The 16,625-nt window shown below is 69.3% G+C and carries 15 protein-coding genes; 13 read left to right on the top strand and 2 right to left on the bottom strand.

Annotated features, from left to right (window positions below):
• Positions 1-341 precede the first annotated feature (341 nt).
• From NBG84_RS04275 to NBG84_RS04265, 3 genes are all read left to right on the top strand, one after another.
• Complete coding sequence (locus NBG84_RS04275) at positions 342-1,175, top strand: PIG-L family deacetylase (RefSeq protein ID WP_250917892.1); 834 nt, start codon at positions 342-344, stop codon at positions 1,173-1,175.
• A gap of 307 nt (positions 1,176-1,482) precedes the next feature.
• Positions 1,483-1,731: a hypothetical protein gene (locus tag NBG84_RS04270; protein WP_250917891.1), complete on the top strand. Its 249-nt coding sequence runs from the start codon at positions 1,483-1,485 to the stop codon at positions 1,729-1,731.
• Positions 1,732-2,348: 617 nt separating this feature from the next.
• Complete coding sequence (locus tag NBG84_RS04265; RefSeq protein ID WP_250917890.1) at positions 2,349-3,869, top strand: glycoside hydrolase family 18 protein; 1,521 nt, start codon at positions 2,349-2,351, stop codon at positions 3,867-3,869.
• Between the two features lie 983 nt (positions 3,870-4,852).
• Here NBG84_RS04265 and NBG84_RS04260 read toward each other — a convergent pair.
• Together NBG84_RS04260 and NBG84_RS04255 are read right to left on the bottom strand one after the other, a co-directional pair.
• A complete protein-coding gene (locus NBG84_RS04260; protein WP_250917889.1) occupies positions 4,853-5,590 on the bottom strand; it encodes an IclR family transcriptional regulator in 738 nt (245 codons plus the stop codon).
• A 188-nt stretch (positions 5,591-5,778) separates the two neighbouring features.
• Positions 5,779-6,591 carry a nucleoside phosphorylase gene (locus tag NBG84_RS04255; RefSeq protein ID WP_250917888.1) on the bottom strand — a complete coding sequence of 271 codons (813 nt, stop codon included), beginning with the start codon at positions 6,589-6,591 and terminating at the stop codon, positions 5,779-5,781.
• A 406-nt stretch (positions 6,592-6,997) separates the two neighbouring features.
• Here NBG84_RS04255 and NBG84_RS04250 point away from each other — a divergent pair, with 406 nt between their 5' ends.
• The 10 genes from NBG84_RS04250 (at position 6,998) to NBG84_RS04205 (ending at position 16,166) form a co-directional block, all read left to right on the top strand.
• Positions 6,998-7,747 carry an ABC transporter ATP-binding protein gene (locus tag NBG84_RS04250; RefSeq protein WP_250917887.1) on the top strand — a complete coding sequence of 250 codons (750 nt, stop codon included), beginning with the start codon at positions 6,998-7,000 and terminating at the stop codon, positions 7,745-7,747.
• 2 nt (positions 7,748-7,749) lie between these two features.
• Entirely contained in the window at positions 7,750-8,583 is an 834-nt protein-coding gene (locus tag NBG84_RS04245) for an ABC transporter permease (protein WP_250917961.1), read from the top strand.
• Between the two features lie 32 nt (positions 8,584-8,615).
• Positions 8,616-9,644 (top strand): ABC transporter substrate-binding protein, encoded by a 1,029-nt coding sequence (locus NBG84_RS04240; RefSeq protein WP_250917886.1) that lies wholly within the window; start codon positions 8,616-8,618, stop codon positions 9,642-9,644.
• Positions 9,631-10,425 carry an ABC transporter permease gene (locus NBG84_RS04235; protein WP_250917885.1) on the top strand — a complete coding sequence of 265 codons (795 nt, stop codon included), beginning with the start codon at positions 9,631-9,633 and terminating at the stop codon, positions 10,423-10,425. The genes NBG84_RS04240 and NBG84_RS04235 overlap by 14 nt, the downstream gene beginning before the upstream one ends.
• A gap of 95 nt (positions 10,426-10,520) precedes the next feature.
• Positions 10,521-11,498: a dihydroorotate dehydrogenase gene (locus NBG84_RS04230; protein WP_250917884.1), complete on the top strand. Its 978-nt coding sequence runs from the start codon at positions 10,521-10,523 to the stop codon at positions 11,496-11,498.
• Between the two features lie 85 nt (positions 11,499-11,583).
• Positions 11,584-12,168, top strand: a complete 585-nt coding sequence (locus tag NBG84_RS04225; protein WP_250917883.1) for a hypothetical protein — start codon at positions 11,584-11,586, stop codon at positions 12,166-12,168.
• Positions 12,165-12,647: a hypothetical protein gene (locus NBG84_RS04220; protein ID WP_250917882.1), complete on the top strand. Its 483-nt coding sequence runs from the start codon at positions 12,165-12,167 to the stop codon at positions 12,645-12,647. The genes NBG84_RS04225 and NBG84_RS04220 overlap by 4 nt, the downstream gene beginning before the upstream one ends.
• Positions 12,644-13,942, top strand: a complete 1,299-nt coding sequence (locus NBG84_RS04215; RefSeq protein ID WP_250917881.1) for a Zn-dependent hydrolase — start codon at positions 12,644-12,646, stop codon at positions 13,940-13,942. Before NBG84_RS04220 ends, NBG84_RS04215 begins: the two co-directional genes overlap by 4 nt.
• On the top strand, positions 13,939-14,817 hold the full coding sequence (locus NBG84_RS04210) for an iron-sulfur cluster-binding protein (protein ID WP_250917880.1): 879 nt from the start codon (positions 13,939-13,941) through the stop codon (positions 14,815-14,817). The genes NBG84_RS04215 and NBG84_RS04210 overlap by 4 nt, the downstream gene beginning before the upstream one ends.
• A complete protein-coding gene (locus tag NBG84_RS04205; RefSeq protein ID WP_425608567.1) occupies positions 14,814-16,166 on the top strand; it encodes a dihydroorotase in 1,353 nt (450 codons plus the stop codon). The genes NBG84_RS04210 and NBG84_RS04205 overlap by 4 nt, the downstream gene beginning before the upstream one ends.
• Positions 16,167-16,625: the final 459 nt, after the last annotated feature.

Here is a 16,625-nt window from a genome sequence, read left to right as displayed (position 1 = left end):
GTCGTCTAGCCGGCGTCCGACGCCTTGCCGTAGAGCTTGCTGCCGTCCGGCTGTGAGCTTGGCGGCTGCGGCCGGGCCGGGCACTGGGTCAGCGTCCAGGAGTGCAGGTCGCGCCTGTACCTTGTTCGCGTCGAAGCGCCGACGGTTGGAAGGCCAAGATGCCGCGCCGGGAACAGCCGGTCCGGCCAGCACGGTTGCATCGACGGAGGGACCGGCGCCGCACAGGCGGGGAACACGGAGACCACAAGGTCGTCCGCCCCACCAGGGTCCGGGCCCCAGGATCGCGGTACGCCCGCCGCGCACTCGGACCAAGACGTACTTTTTCGCAGGAGGACTGTTTCATGACTGACCGGCCCTTGACGCTCATGGCAGTACACGCCCACCCCGACGACGAGGCCACCGGAACCGGAGGAGTCCTCGCGCGGTACGCCGCGGAAGGCATCCGCACGGTTCTCGTGACCTGTACCGACGGCGGTTGCGGTGACGGACCGGGGGGCGCCAAACCGGGCGATCCCGGGCACGATCCGGCGGCGGTCGCCTTGATGCGCCGTCAAGAACTTCAGGCGAGCTGCGACGTCCTGAAGGTCAGCGATCTGGAGATGCTGGACTATGCCGACTCCGGGATGGCGGGCTGGCCGAGCAACGACGCCCCCGGATCCTTCTGGCGGACCCCCGTGCAGGAAGGCGCCGCCCGACTTGCGGAACTCATGCGGCACTACCGACCTGATGTGGTCGTCACCTACGACGAGAACGGCTTCTACGGCCACCCCGACCACATCCAGGCCCACCGCATCACGATGGCGGCGCTGGAGATGACCGCGCTGACACCGAAGGTGTACTGGACCACGATGCCCCGCTCGATGATGCAGCGGTTCGGCGAACTCATGCGCGAGTTTCATGAGGACATGCCGGAGCCGGATCCCGCCGAGGCCGCCGCGATGGCCGAGATCGGCCTCCCCGACAATGAGATCACCACGTGGGTGGACACCACCGCGTTCAGCGGTCAGAAGTTCGACGCGCTGGCCGCGCACGCCAGTCAGGGCGAGAACATCTTCTTCCTCAAGATGGGCATGGAGAAGTTCGGCGAGTTGATGGGCATGGAGACCTTCGTACGCGTCAAGGACGCCACCGGCGCGGCCGTACCCGAGAACGACCTCTTCGCCGGACTGCGTTGATCTGCCCGTCCGACCTGAGCTGATCACCTCCGATGGCCGTCCCCCGCGTTGGCCGCGACCGCCGGGGCTCTGGGCGTGCCGATCGTGGAAGCGGTGCAGGTGCGCCCCGGGCCTCGATGGCGCGACAGCCGATCGCGACTCCCGGGCCACGGCGGGCTTCCGCAGGGCGTCCGGTCTGGTGTCCTCCGGTGTGTCCGCGGCCAGCGGGTTCGTGGGGAGCTGGCCGCGCATCGCCTTGTGGACCGCCCGCCGCCGCTGCGGGACGAGGCCAGCCAGGGCACGCTGGGCCTGGGGGTTGAGAACGACCTTGCACATCACGCCGCCTCGCCCCTGCTCGGCGTTCGTAGGCGTTGGGGTCGTCGTCGCCCATGACGGCGTCGAACGGAACGCCGTTGTCGATTCCGGGCTGGTGGTCGGCCATGGCCCGGAAGGTGTCCGGGTGGGCCTTCGCCTCCCGCTCGACGCGGTACGCGCCGATCACGTCCCGCACCGCGAGCAGCGGCTCCTCACCCTCGTGGTGGAACGGAGCGCTTTCAGCTCGGCGACGAACTCCTGAAGCAGGTGGGGCCTGGGGGCGATGGCGGACTTCAGCTCGGCGATGCTCTGCGGCCCCTCGTACTCGCCGAGTTGGTGCGATGAGCGGGTGGGGTACCGACTCATCGCCAGACTGCGGACGCGGCTTCACCTGTCGAGAGGTTCCTCCCCGCTGGCGGCGGCAACCCTCGGTGTCACCCATGGGCCGCCGCTGGTCAGGGTCGGTCAACCGATCGGACGACGACGGCTGCGGCTCCCACAGCGCAGCCGGCCAAGAGCAACCGCCCTACGAGACGATCACCCGCTCCGGACCCTTTCAGGGGCTTTGAGGCGGGTGATCGTCAGCGAGCCGGCCATGCGGGCCCGTTCTTGAGCAGGGGGAAGCTGGTCGGGCGTGACCCAGCGTCGGTCATTTCCCTGCACCTTCCTGAATCGAGGTCCGTGTCTGGAAGGTCCGCGGAACGGAGTCACTCCAGCGCCGCACTGCGGGTGGCAGGTGAGAGACCGCTCACTTGGTGGGAGTTGCCTCATAATCGTTGCCGTTCCACCCCACCCCCCATAGCGTCAGCCCAGGCCGCAGCGGACGCGTTCGTTCCGGGAAGCGGTGTGTTTTCCCCTTCCCACCGACGAGGAGGAACGATGAGAAGTCACCTCGCACACGGTCCGAGATTTCGGGTCACCGCTGTACTGACGGGGCTTGCCGTCCTACTGGGTCTGATGACGGGTCTGGCGGGCTCGGCGCAGGCCGATGACAGCTACCACCCGGGAGCCCCTACTCCCGTGGCGATCACCGACCACACGGTCACGGTGACCTGGACTCCGCCCACCGCCAATGTGGACATCCTCCACTACCAGATGGTCAAGAACAGCAGCATCGTTGTCGGGACGACGACCGACACCACCTTCACCTTCACCGGTCTCCTCGCCAACAGGCTCTACTCGTTCGCCGCGGTCGCCGTGAGTCGCGACGGTCGCTCCTGGACCAGCAACCACACGAGGGTCACGACGACGGGCACCACCCCACCGATGCCGAGGCCACCTGTCGTGATGGGGGTCTTCACCGAAAAGGGCAGCCACGAGCGCGGCTTCCATGTGAAGGAACTGGTGACCGGCGGCTCCGCCGCCAAGCTCACCCACCTCACATACGGTTACGGCAAGGTCGACGGCGGCCAGTGCCGCGTCGCGGACGAGCACGCGGCGCTGCAACGCGGCTTCACCGCAGGCAACAGCGTCTCCGGCCAGGCGGACACTACCAACCAACCCCTGCGCGGGTATCTGAACCAACTGCGCGACCTCAAGGCCAAGTACCCGCAGCTGAAGCTCCTCTGGTCCTTCGGCGGCGCCGAGCCGGCCAGCAGTTGGGCCGCCGCCCGGCAGAACCCGGCCGCGTTCGCCGCCTCCTGCGCCCGGCTCGTCAACGACACCCGCTGGGCCGGCCTCTTCGACGGCGTCGACCTGGCTCTGGAGTTCAACTCCTGCTACAACGCGGCCTGCAGTCCGACCGGCCCGACCACCCTGGAACCTCTCACCAGGGAGCTCAGGAGCGCACTGGGCAACGGCAAGCTCCTGACGGCGACCATCAGCCGCCGGGGCGACGCGGAAGAGTCGTACACGGCGTCCGACCTCCCCGCAGCGGCAGCACACGTCGACTGGTACAACGTGCAGTCCTACGACTACTACCGCCCCCTGGACAACCTGTGGGCCCAGATCCCCACCCCTTCCGCCCCCTTTGTCGCCTGGGACATCTGGGAATGGGGCAGTGACCTCACCTACGACGTGTGGAGCCTCACGGGGGAGGCCATTCACCCCAACAAACTCGTCATGGGTATCCCCACCCACGCATGGGGCTGGAAGGGCGTCATCACCTGGCCCTGGCACCCCAGGCTCACGGCGGCCGGTCCGGCCGACGGCGCCTCGGGCCCCGGTCTCGACGACTACCGAAACATCAAACCCCGTTGCGCACCCACCGGAGAACGGGGAAAGACCGCTGTCGCCCACTGCGGCACCGAGTACTGGACCTATGACACACCGGCCACGATCACCGGCAAGGCCGCCCACCTGAAGGAGAACGGGATGGGCGGGGCGTTCCTGTCCAACCTCCGCGGTGACACCGCGGGAGGCGAACTGCTCACCGCGCTGACCTCCGCCCTCAACAACTGACCTCGCGGACGCCCCATCCCCGTCGCCCCGCGCGATGCGGACGGGGCGTCCGTCCTCGCCGGCTGTCGGGCGATGCGCGCGGTCGTCACAACCTGTCGGACGCACGGTGTCGTCGCGGTAGGAGGGCGCCTTCTTGGAGCTGGGGCCGTGAGGCGTCAGGGCCGTCATCGACGGGTGTGCTCCCCCGCGTCGCAGCCTGGTCGGATCGCCCGGCGCACACCGGAACGGCTCAGCCGTCCGCTGAGTGCGGCGGCCGTGTTCATCACTGGGTTGATGTGGCGGGTACGGGTGGCGGCCCATCTCCTCTGGGGCGTTCCGGCCAGGAGCCACGAATCCGGCAACCGTGGGGCCGTACCGGACGGGGGCTGTCACGGACCTTTCCGGCAGGGCCGACGCGGTGATGGCATGGCCTTCCGGCCGCTACGGAGCCACCTCCGGCCGCACGGCCTGGGCTTGGGCCTGGGCCTGGGCCTGGTGAAGATCGCGCACCCGGCGAACGGGAGGCGAGCGGACCTCATGGCGGTCACGGAAGCCGGCCGCACCGCACTCGGGTAGGACGCCCTCCCCTACCTGAAGTGGTATCCGGCTCGTTCCTCGTACCACCGCATGACCGCACGGCTGCCAATCCCGCTCCGCTGTGAGAGGCCGGGGTGGGTCTCCGCCCGCAACCGGACGGGTTCCGCCTCCACACCCTCCGTTTCCCTTCCGCCGTCGCTTCGGCCGGAGGACCGTCGGCGTCGCGCACCCAGGTGCGGAGCGTCCCCGGATAGACGTGCGGATTCGATCGCTACGTCCCGATACAACCATCTGGCAGGTGAAGCCCGCCGCAACTCCATCGCGTCGGACCGGGACTCCGCGCTCTACCGCGAGGTCCGCGCCAGGTGGATCTGCACCTTCCGGACCAAGTGAGATCCACTGCCAGGTGTGTCCACATCATCGGGGTGACTTCAGAGCTGCCCGGCCGCGACGGGTGGTTGCCGGCCCTATCCGGCGGGTTCGGGTGCGGGACGGTAGCGGGCGGGGGAGACAGCGCCGGCGTAGCCCTGTTCGATGGAGAGTGCGCGGGCGGCCCGCAGGGTGGTCTCGGTGGCGCGGGTGCGGGCCAGTGGGTCCCGCATCCGCTGGCCCGCGGCAGCGAGGGTGATGCTGGACGTGGTCTGTCCGGTGGAGCCGAACACGGGGGCGGACACGGCCCAGACGTCGTCGTCCAGTTCGTTCTCGCACACGTCGAAACCCTGCATCCGCACCTGGACGAGATGGGCGGTCACGCGCTCCGCCGTGTGCGGGGTGTCCGTGGTGTAGGCCGTCAACTCCTGCGCGCGTAGCACCATGGCGACGGTCTCGGCTGTCTGGAAGGCGAGGATGCTGCGTGCCGAGGCTGCCGCGTGCGGTGGCATGTCCTGGCCCACCCGCACGAACAGGCGGAGTGGGTGCACGCCCTCGACCAGGGCCACGCAGAGCAGGCGGGTGCCGATCAGTTCGGTGAGGAACACGGTCTCACCGCTTTCCCTGGCTGCCTCTTCCATGGCGCGCGGCGGACTGACCGCCGTGCCCTGGGAGGCGATGGCCATCGTGGACAGCTCGGTGAAGGCCGGTCCGAGGAAGTAGCGCCGGTTGCTGGGGGAGCGGGTCACGTAGCGTTCTTCGACGAGCGCGGCCATCACCCGGTGCAGGCTCCCTATCGGGATGCCCAGCTCCTCGTGGAGCTGTTGCAGCGACATACCGCGCAAGTGGGTCGCGATGACGCGCAGGATGCGCAGCGTTCTGGTGTAACTGTCAGTACTCAGCGGTCTGTCCGTTCGTTGAGGGCAAAGGACTACCGGGCGGGGGCAGGAGCATCGCCCTGGTACCGGGGTCACGCCCGCTCGTGCGTGGCTCCGGTCCCGATGTGCGGTTGCCCGTGCGCTGTTCAGGTCGTGATCGCGGTGTCCGCCTGCGGATCGTCGTCGTCCGAGAGTAGCGCCGCGGCGCACACTGCGACCCGCAGCATGGCGAGTTGGGCGGGACGGTAGTCCTCCAACCAGCCGTCGGTGGCACGGTTGGCGTGCGCGACCAGAACGGCGCCTGCTCGCATGCCGAGTGCCCCGGCCACCGCCAGCACTGTCTCGGTCTCCATCTCCACTCCGTCGACGCCCAGTCCGCGCAGGACGTCCATCCTCGCGGCCGCGTGTTCCTCGTGTCCGGGAAGTGGTCGCCCCTGCCCGAGGTAGTAGGAGTCGACCGTGGCGACGGAGATCTCGGTGAGCGGTACGTCCAGATCGTGTGCCGCACGACGGAGGGCGGCCAGGACGGCCGGATGGGCCGCGGGCCCTTCTGGGGCGCCGGGATAGTGCGAGGCGGCGCCGCTGCCCGGCACCGCTCGGGTGGCGGCGCACACGGTACCCGGCGGTATGCGGTTGGTCAGGGCGCCCATGCCACCGGTGCGCAGCACGGTCTTGACTCCGAGCCGGGCGAGTTCGACGACGGCGATCTCGGTGGAGGGGCCTCCGATGCCGGTCGAGCAGACCGCGATCCGCCGGCCGCCGGGTGCGCGGCCGGTACCGATCCTGAACTCTCGGTTCTGGCCGAGGATGTGGAAGTCATCGAGCACTTCGGCGGCCAGGTCGACTCGGGCGGGGTCTCCCGGGAGCAGACAGACCGGTGGGAGTGCTTCGGCGGCGGCGCCAGCCGGAAGATGGGGCGGTGCCCCCCGGTGCCATGGATCCTGTGCGCTTCTTGCCATGGGCGAGGACCTCCGTTTGAGTTCTTGGTTTCCACATGTGGAAGTTGATGCGCGAAGGGGCACAACTTTCCGGCAGGTGAGTTGTGGGTGCACAGGTCCCTATGCCGGGAGAAATCGAACCCGCATCACGGTATACACCGAATTGCGGGTCAGATCTAGGTCTTGACTGTGGCCGAAAAAGAGCCCAACCTCTGAACAACGCAGTGGAAACTCATTTTCCAGATACGGAAGCTGCGATGCGGTGGTGTGCCGGTGGCCCGGAACGATCCCGCTCGGCTCCGTACGGACACCGAGCCGCAGTGACTATTGAGGAGACCTTCATGCCGCACCACCCCACCCATGCCGATGACGGGTGTCACCGCAGCGCGGGCGTCTTGGGCCGCGCGACTTCGGGGGCGGAGTCCGCATGAAGCCCCTTCTGTCGGTGCGAGGCGTCTACAAGACCTACACCGCCGCCAAGCGCGCGAAGGTGGTGGCTCTGGAGGACGTCGACCTGGACGTGGGTGAGGGCGAGATCGTCGCGCTCATCGGCCCCTCGGGGTGTGGCAAGTCGACCCTGCTGAGAATGATGGCGGGTCTGGACACGGACTTCGAAGGAGAGCTGAGCTGGAGCGTCGCTCCGCGCCCGGGCAAGGACATCGGCTTCGTCTTCCAGGAGCCGGCCCTGCTTCCCTGGCGCACGGTGCGGCGCAATGTCTCCCTGGGTCTGGAGGCCCAGCGCGACTCCTCGGAGCAGGGGCGCGAACAGGTGGCAAAGCTGCTCGACCTGGTCGGTCTCACCGACTTCGCCGAGTCCTTCCCCAAGGAACTGTCCGGCGGCATGCGCCAGCGCACCGCCATCGCCCGGGCATTGGCCTACAACCCCCGGATCCTGCTCATGGACGAGCCCTTCGGGGCGCTGGACGCGATCACCAGGGACCGGCTCCACGACGACCTGCTGCGCATCTGGGAATCGACCCAGAAGACCATCGTCCTGGTCACCCACAGCGTCGAGGAGGCCACCTACCTCGCCGACCGCGTGGCCGTGATGTCGGCACGGCCAGGCCGTATCAAGGCCGTCCACACCGTCCCCCTGAACCGTGACCGCACCCCCGAGACCAGGCAGTTGCCCGAATTCGCCAAGTTCGCCGGCATGCTCCGTCAGGAGCTGGTGTGAGCATGGAGACCCTCACCCGCCGCCGGGGTCCCGACCGGGACGTGAAGCGTCCCGCCGCGTCCGGCCCCGGCGACAGGGGCACCCTCCGCAGGGCCGGACGCATACTGACGCCGCTCGCCTACGCGGCAGCCGTGCTGGCCGCCTGGAGCGCCTATGTCGCGCTGGCCGACGTACCGTCCTATCTGCTGCCCGCTCCCGGCGACGTACTGGACGCGGGACTGAAGCTGGTACAGGACGGCACGCTGTGGCCCAACCTCACCTACACCCTGCGCAACATCGTGCTGGGATTCGTCGGCGGGTCACTGATCGGTATCGCCCTGGGCTGGGTCCTGTGGGCCTCCCGCACCGTCCGGGAGATCCTCGCCCCCTATATGGTGCTGCTCCAGGCGGCTCCCAAGATCGCCGTCGCACCACTGCTGGTGCTGTGGTTCGGTCTCAGCCTGACCTCGCAGTTCGCGCTCATCCTGCTGCTGGTCTTCTTCCCGATGGCCATGGCCACGATGCTCGGGCTGAAGGATGTGAGCGAGGACATCAGCTCACTGGGCCGGCTGCTGCATCTGTCCCCATGGCAGTACCTGCGGATGATCCAGCTCCCCGCGGCCGTGCCCGCGCTGCTGGCCGGTGCCAAGATCGCCGTCATCGACGCCATGACCGGCGCGTTCCTGGCGGAGTACCTCGCCTCCGAACGCGGCCTGGGATACCTCATGGTGCTCGGCAACACATCCAGTGACACCCCCCTGCTGATAGCCGCAGTCCTCATCACGGTAGCGGTCGGGCTCCTCGGTTTCGGCCTTGTCTCCCTCGCCGAGCGCAGGCTCCTGCGCGGTAGGCGTTGAGTCCCACTCCCACCTTGCCCTAAGGAAAGATCATGAATAGAAGGCCCCTGAAGCTGGTCGGCATCCCCGCCGCCGTGGCCGTCGCCGCTCTCCTCGCCGCCTGCAGCCCTGGCTCGTCCGACTCGGCGAAGACGTCGTCCGACGGCACCAAGAAGGTCACCATCCAGATCGACGGTGCCGCGGTGCCGTACTACGCCCCGCTGTACGCGGCCAAGGAGCAGGGCTACTTCGCCGACGCGGGCCTGGACGTCGATTTCACCTACGCCCAAGGCTCCGACATCGTGAAGAACGTGGCGTCGGGCAACGTCGACTTCGGCTTCCCGAACGGGGACTCGGTCGTCACCGCGTACGGCAAGGGCATCAAGACCAAGGTCGTGCACACCACGTACCAGCAGGGCATCGGCTCGCTGCTGTCCCAGCCCTCCTCGAACATCGGCTCCCCCGCCGATCTGAAGGGCAAGACCGTCGCCGTCACCGACCTCGGCAGCCCGAACTACATCCAGCTCCAGGCGATGCTCCAGAGCGCCGGCCTGAAGCTCACCGATGTGAAGGTCCGCACCCTGGGCACCGGCGTCATCGTGGACGCGCTGAAGAACGGGCAGGTCGACGCGATCGTCTTCTCGCGCCTGCGCTACTACGCGCTGCAGTCAGCCGGGGTCGAGGTGAACCAGATCCTGAGCGACAAGTACCTTCCCTCCTTCGGCAACGTTGTCATCGCTGGCGAGGCCCTCGTCAAGGACGACCCGGGCACGGTCAAGGCGTTCGACAAGGCGCTGAACCAGGGCATCGAGTACACCGTCAAGAACCCGCGCAAGGCGGTCGACATGTCGGTGAAGAAGTACGCCTCCTCCTTCAAGGGCCAGGAGAAGGAGATCACCACGATCATCGAGGACCTCTTCGCCAAGACCCTGTGGCAGTCGGAGAACACGCAGAAGAACGGCCTGGGCTCCCCGGACCTCGCGCGCTGGCAGCAGGCCATCGACTCCCAGAAGGACTTCAAGCTCCTCGACAAGTCCTTCGACGCGAGTGATCTGGTGGTGAAGCCGAATGGCCTCGGCTGAGACGGCCGCCAGCTCCGGCCGGACGGCCTCGACCGTCCGGCCGGTGCTGATCGGCACGTCGTCCCTGCTGGCCGGTGTCGCGCTCTGGTGGTTGGTCACGGCGGCCTTCGACATACCGGCCTACAAGCTGCCGAGCCCGGCTGCGGTAGCCAGCCATGCCTGGCAGCTGGCCGCGGACGACGTGCTCACGGTGCACATCCAGCAGACCCTGGCCGAGGTGGTGCAAGGTGTGCTGATCGGCGCGGTGGCAGGAGTCGTCCTGGCGATCCTCTTCACCCGCCTGCCGCTTGTCGAACGCCTGCTGATGCCGCTCGTCATCGTGGCGCAGGTGACCCCGAAGATCTCGATCGCCCCACTGATCGTGCTCTGGCTGGGGCTCGGTGTCGGCTCCAAGATCGCCCTCGTGGCCCTGGTGTCGTTCTACCCGGTCATGATCAACATGGTGACGCGACTACGGTCCGTGCCCAAGGGCGTCGACGACCTGGCCCGCCTGCTGCGCATCGGACCGGTCGCCAGAGCCCTCAAGATCGATCTGCCGTACAGCCTGCCGGCCATCGCGGTGGGTCTGCGCCTGGGTGTTCTCCAGGCGGTGACGGCGGCGGTCATCGGCGAGTTCATCGGAGCGCAGTCGGGGCTCGGCTATCTGGAGAAGCAGGCCCAGGACAACGACGACATCAAGCTGGTGATCATCTGCCTCGGGCTGCTCTGCGTCATGGCGTGGGCCATGCACGCCCTCATCGGCTGGGCCGAGCGCAAGCTCACCGAGCGATTCGGCGGCTGACACCCCCGCGACCCGCCGTCCCACCCAGGTGCCGGCGGGCCCAGCCCCCTCCGCCCCCTCTTTCCCCGATCCCCCTGACGCAGAAGGCAGGCCCCATGACGGAGGTCCAGGACCACAGTCCCGCAGTGCTGGACGACCGCGACCGGCATTTCGCGGACCAAGTCGCATTCCGGACCGATCTCGCCGTCTCGATGGGCCCACTGCGTCTGGCCAACCCCGTCATGCCCGCGTCGGGCTGCTTCGGTCCTGAGCTCGCGGCTCTTCTACCGGTGCACGAGCTGGGCGCCGTGGTCACCAAGACCCTCTTCTCGCAACGGCGTTCCGGTAACCCCTCGCACCGGCTCACCGAGAGCGCGCAGGGCATGCTGAACAGCGTGGGAATCCCCAGCCCGGGCTCGGCGGATTTCATCCGTACGGTGCTCCCCCGCTACCGGTCGTTCGGGGTGCCCGTCGTGGTGAGCGTCGGGGGGCTCACCGTGGAGGAGTACCTGCGGATCACCGAGGATCTGGCCGACGCCCCCTGCGAGGCACTGGAGGTGAACGTCTCCTGCCCGAACCTTGAGCACGGCGGGCTCGCCATCGGAACGGACGCGTCGACCGTGGAGCGAGTCGTCTCCGGTGTCGTGGCACGCACTTCGCTGCCCGTCATCGTCAAACTGACTCCGAACGTGACATCGATCGGTGACATCGCGCGGGCCGCCGAGCAGGCAGGCGCGACCGCTGTGACCGTCGCCAACACCTTCCCCGGCATGGCCATCGACCTGAACGCGCGGAGCGCGGTACTGGGCAACGGAGTCGGCGGACTGTCCGGACCCGCGGTCCGACCCATGGTGCTCCGCCTGGTGTGGCAGGCCGCCGCGGCCGTCGGGATACCCGTCGTCGGATGCGGCGGCATCAGCACCGCGCGGGACGTCCTGGAGTTCGTCCTGGCCGGAGCCACGGCCGTGCAGATGGGCACCGCGACGTTCACCCGCCCGTACGCGATGACCCAGGTCCTACGGGACCTCGACGCCCTGTGCGGCGAACTCGGTATCGCCCGTCTCGCGGACGAACGCGGCACCGTGCGGATCTGAGCCCCATCCGCGGCCGGACCGCACCTCCCGGCGCCCGTCCCGACCTCGCGCGGTCTCCACTGACCGTCCCATCCACGGAGCCCACATGAACCTTGCCCAGGTCCTGCACACGGCGGCCGACGCCCCCAGCGCCTTCCAGAGCGCCGAGCAACGAAGCGCGGAACTGTACGCCGACATCCTCGCGGTGGCCCCCCTCGGCGACGGCCGGGTCGACGTCGAAGCCGTCCAGAGCCGCCCGTCGATCCTGCGTCGTACCGCGGCGCTGCTGTCCGAAGCGCTCCCGCCCGGGACCGACCGGTTGGTGTGCACCACCCCCGACGGCATCGCCGCCACCACCGCCCTGGCCCTGCACACCGGCCTACCGTTCGCGACGGTGACCGGTACCGGGGACGACGCCGCTCTGACCGGCGAGGCCCATCCGGGCGAGTACACCGTCGTCGTCGTGCCGTTGATGGGCACGGCGCAGGACGCGGCCACACCCGTACTCGCCGCCCTGAAAGCCGGGATGCGGGTCTCCCGCGTCCTCAGCGTGCTCGACAGCAGCGACAGCAGCGTGGCGGACACGCTCCTGGAACGGTACGGAGTACGGTTCCACGCGCTCTTCTCCGCCACCTCGTCGCGGACCCCGCTCGGGTCCGCGACCGACAAGAAAGAGATGGATCCCCGATGACCGAAAGCACCTCCGCGATCATCTCCGGCATCCGTGAACTCGGCGCGGCCCCGGACACCTACGGCACCACCCTGAACACGCAGATCTCCCCGGCCGCGGCCGACCTCATCGGCCAGGCCGTCGCCGACGCCGTGCGCGATCTGAAGCCGGACCACATCGCGGTGTGGGAGAGCAGCGACGAAGCCGTGCTCGCCCACGTCGTGGCCCTGGCGACGGGCTCGACCGTCCTACGGGTCACCGACGAGTCCGGAATCATCTCCGTCTCCCCGTCGATCACCCCCGGCGACCGGGTCGTGGCGCTGGCGACCGCCTGGGAGCCGCGCTGGCTCCAGGCCATGCTCAGCGTGCTGCGCGGCGCGGCCGCCGAAGTGACCGCGGTGGCCGCTGTCCTGCACACCCCCACGCTCGATGCCGCAGGTTCCGTACCCGTGGTAGCGCTGCTCTCCGAGGCGGAAGCCTCGTCGGCCGGACTCCGATGACCGCACCGACCCTGGCTGCTCTCCCTCGCGCCGACGCCGACCGGCTCCAGAGGCACCTGGACACCTTCGCCGGAATGTCGGAACCCGGCCAGGGCCCCGGCGTCACCCGGCTGGCGTACACCCCGCTTGAGCGCCAGGCCCATGACGTGTACACGGCGCACATGCGTGCGCTCGGCCTGGAAGTACGCACGGACACGGCCGGCAACACGATCGCCGAACTGCCCGGCACGACCCCCGGACTGCCGGGCCTGGGCACCGGCTCCCATCTCGACAGCGTGCCGGGCGCCGGCGCGTACGACGGCATAGCCGGTGTGGTCGCGGCGATGGAGGTGGCACGGCTGTTCGTCTCGGGCGGGATCCGGCTCACCCGGCCCGTCCGGTTCGTGGCCTTCGCCGCCGAGGAGGGAGCCCGCTTCGGACAGGCGTGCACGGGCAGCCGGATCGCCGCGGGACTGACCGGCCCCGCCGACCTGAAGACCAAGCAGGACGCCGAGTGCGTGTCGCTGGCACAGGCCATGACCGCTGTGGGCCTCGACCCGAACGACACCGAAGCGGCCCGCTGGCGCGGCGAGGACTGGGCTGCCTTCCTGGAACTGCACATCGAGCAGGGCTCCGTACTGGAATCCGAGTCCGTTCCCATCGGACTCGTCGACCTGATCTCGGGCAGTACCCGGCTACGCCTCGATCTCACCGGACGGGCCTCGCACACCGGGGGAACCCCGATGCGGATGAGGGCCGACGCGATGGCCGCGGCGGCGGAGATCATCCTGATGATCGAGACCCTTGCCAACGACAGCCGCCATCACGGCACCCGTGCGACCGTCGGACGCATGCATGCCTCGCCCGGCTCCCTCACCACGATCGCCGGGAGCGCCGAGGTCTATGTCGACGTCCGAGACGTCGACAACGACCGGCAGCGACTGACCGCGGCGGAGATCGTCGACGGTGCGCAGAACATCTGCTCCCGGCGCGGGGTCGGGTGCCGATCCCGGCTGCTGGCCGACGCCTCCCCCGTCATCCTCCCCCGATGGCTCCGGGACACCATCGCCGAGGCAGCGGCGGAAGCGGGGATCGCCCACCGGGTCATGCCCAGCGGGGCCAGCCACGACGCACAGATGATCAACCATGTGGTGCCCACCGGCATGATCTTCGTCCCCAGTCACAACGGCGGGGTCAGCCACAGTCCCGAGGAGCTGACCCATCCGGCCGAACTCGCCGTCGGCACCGACATCCTGGCATCGGGTCTGCTACGACTCGATGCCCGGCTGTCCGCACAGGAGGCCACAGCAGCATGAACACCCTCGATGCGGAGGCCGGCATACCTGTCCGGGACAGCGTGACACCGCTGTCCGGGTCCGGGACCGATCTACCCGCCCCGACCTGGCACCGTGCCCGGGTGCTCGCCTCCACCCCGCATGGCCCGGGCTACCACTTCCTACGCCTGGAAGCGCCGAGTATCGCCCAGAGGTGCCAGGCAGGACAGTTCGTGATGCTGACCGCTGCCCGGGACGGGGACACGGGCCCCGTCCTGCCCCGCCCGATGGCCGTGTACGGCCGCAACCCGCAGGCCGGCACCCTCGACATCCTCCTCGGAGTGGTCGGTGACGGCACCCGTCGGCTGGCCTCTTTCCGACCGGGCGAGCGGATGCTGGTCGTGGGACCGCTGGGCCAGGGATTCCGTATCGCCCGGCGAACGACGCGCGTCCTTCTGGTCGGACGGGGCATCGGCACCTGTTCGCTGACCACGGTCGCCCAGGAGTGCGCCGGGACCGAAGTCGAGATCGTCGCCGTGGCCAGCGGCAGAAGCCCGGACAGAGTAGTCGGCGCGGACGTCTACCGGGCGGCCGGTGTGACACGGCTGCACGAGGTCACCGACGACACCGGCAGCAGTAGCGTGACCCAGCTCCGGGACATGCTGACGGCCGACCTCGACCAGGCCCCTCCGCAGCAGATCATGACGTGCGGTTCGGAGCGGCTGGCCCGGCTCTGCGAAGAGCTCGGCCGACGCTGGGCGGCGGATGTCCAGGTATCGCTGGAAGCCCACATGGCCTGCGGCCTCGGGTACTGCCACGGCTGCGCCACCGGGACCAGAAGCGGTCCCGAGGAGTCCCCGCTGATCTGCGCGGACGGACCGGTCTTCCGCCTCACGCGCTCGGACACAGAACGGTGAACGGCTCCCGGGCTGACGGCTCCGCAGGGACGACGATCCTGCGGGGGGTCCGGCCCCTCGGCGGCCCACCCCGGGACGTGACCGTACAGGGCGGGCGGATCGCCGCCGTGACAGCCCCCGGCAACGGAAGCGGCACAGGTGCCGCGGACGCGACGACAGCCGACTGCGACGGTCTGATCATGCTGCCGGCGTTGGTGGACCTCCATACCCACCTGCGCGAACCCGGTGACACAGCCTCGGAGACCATCGCGAGCGGCACCAGGGCGGCAGCGCACGGCGGGTACTCCGACGTGCTCGCCATGGCCAACTGCGTGCCGGTGACCGACAGCCCCGAGCGGGTACGGCACATCATCGAGCGGGCGGCACGTACCGCGTCCTGCCGGGTGCACCCAGTGGGAGCGGTCACCAAGGGGCTCGCCGGCCGCGAACTCGCCCCCCTCGACGCCATGGCAGCAGCCGGCGCCCTGATGTTCTCCGACGACGGCGTCTGCGTCGACGACCCCACGCTCCTCGTACAGGCGCTGGAGGCGGCCCGCCGCACCGGAACCCTGGTCGCCCAACACGCGCAGTGCCCGCGTCTCGCGGAGCGAGGCCAGGTCAACGCCGGCGCGGCGGCGCACGCCACCGGTCTACCGCCCTGGCCGGCGACGGGCGAGGAGGCAATCGTCGCCCGTGACGTGGTACTCGCCGGGGCCACCGGCGGACGTCTGCACATCTGTCACGTCTCCACAGCGGGGACCGTGGAAATCGTCAGATGGGCCAAGTCGCGCGGCTGGCCGGTAACCGCCGAAGTGACCCCCCACCACCTGCTGCTCACCGATCTCCTGACGCACGACACCGACCCCTTGCACAAGGTGAACCCGCCGCTGCGCAGCGCCGAGGACGTGGCGGCCCTGCGCGCCGCCCTTGGCGACGGAACCATCGACGCCGTCGCCACCGACCACGCCCCCCACACCGCGTCGAGCAAAGACAGGCACTGGTGTGAGGCACCCTTCGGCATGCTGGGCCTGGAGACCGCGCTCCCCGTGGTCGCGGAGGCCCTGGGCGCCGGGGGCGAACCGGACTGGGGCCTCGTGGCCACGGTGATGTCCGCGGGTCCCGCCCGTATCGCGGGGCTCGCCGACGTAGCGGGCCGTCCGTTGCGCGCGGGGGAACCTGCGACGTTCACCCTGGTGGACCCCCGGGCCGACTGGCGGGTGGACCGGACCGAGTCCATCAGCGCGTCGGACAACACCCCCTTTCACGGCATGACGTTCCGCCATCGCGTCGTCGCCACCATGGTCGAGGGCTGCGTCACCGCCGACATCGACCACCGACTGGGCAGTCGGCGGCGGGCGTGTGGTCGATGACCGCCCAGACCTGGCGGCCCTGTGGCGCGACCTCGCTTCCGCCGTTGACAGCACCGGGTTCCAGGACGCGGGGTAGGAGCGGGGGCTCCGGGTCTGAGGCGCTCGGCCGGTCACTGCTGGCGAGGTACGGGGAGGCCGGAGCAGGAGCACATCGGCTGGATGGAACGCACAACAGGGTGGTCTGGTGCCCGAGCCGGGGCCACAGCCCCGCCTCGATAGTGTTGTCCTGGCGGGCTTCGGCGAAGGTGCGGCCGTCAAGCCACTTCTGGAAGTGGAGGGACCCGGAGTCGGGTCGGTCCCACACGCAGGGCCCGCGGGACCGTGACCCCGCCCGCCCTCGCGTCGCTCATGGTCGCGGCCATGGGGTGCCGATGGGCTTCGCCCTCACGGCCGTTGAGCATGAGGAGGTAGGCGTGGTGGGAGTCGGCAAGGGGCCGGCAGGTGTTGAAGCGGCCCTCA

Source organism: Streptomyces albipurpureus, from assembly GCF_023701525.1.
GTDB classification, from domain to species: Bacteria; Actinomycetota; Actinomycetes; order Streptomycetales; family Streptomycetaceae; genus Streptomyces; species Streptomyces albipurpureus.
The sequence above is the reverse complement of the archived record's forward strand: the minus strand, read 5'-3'. Positions and strand labels throughout refer to the sequence as shown.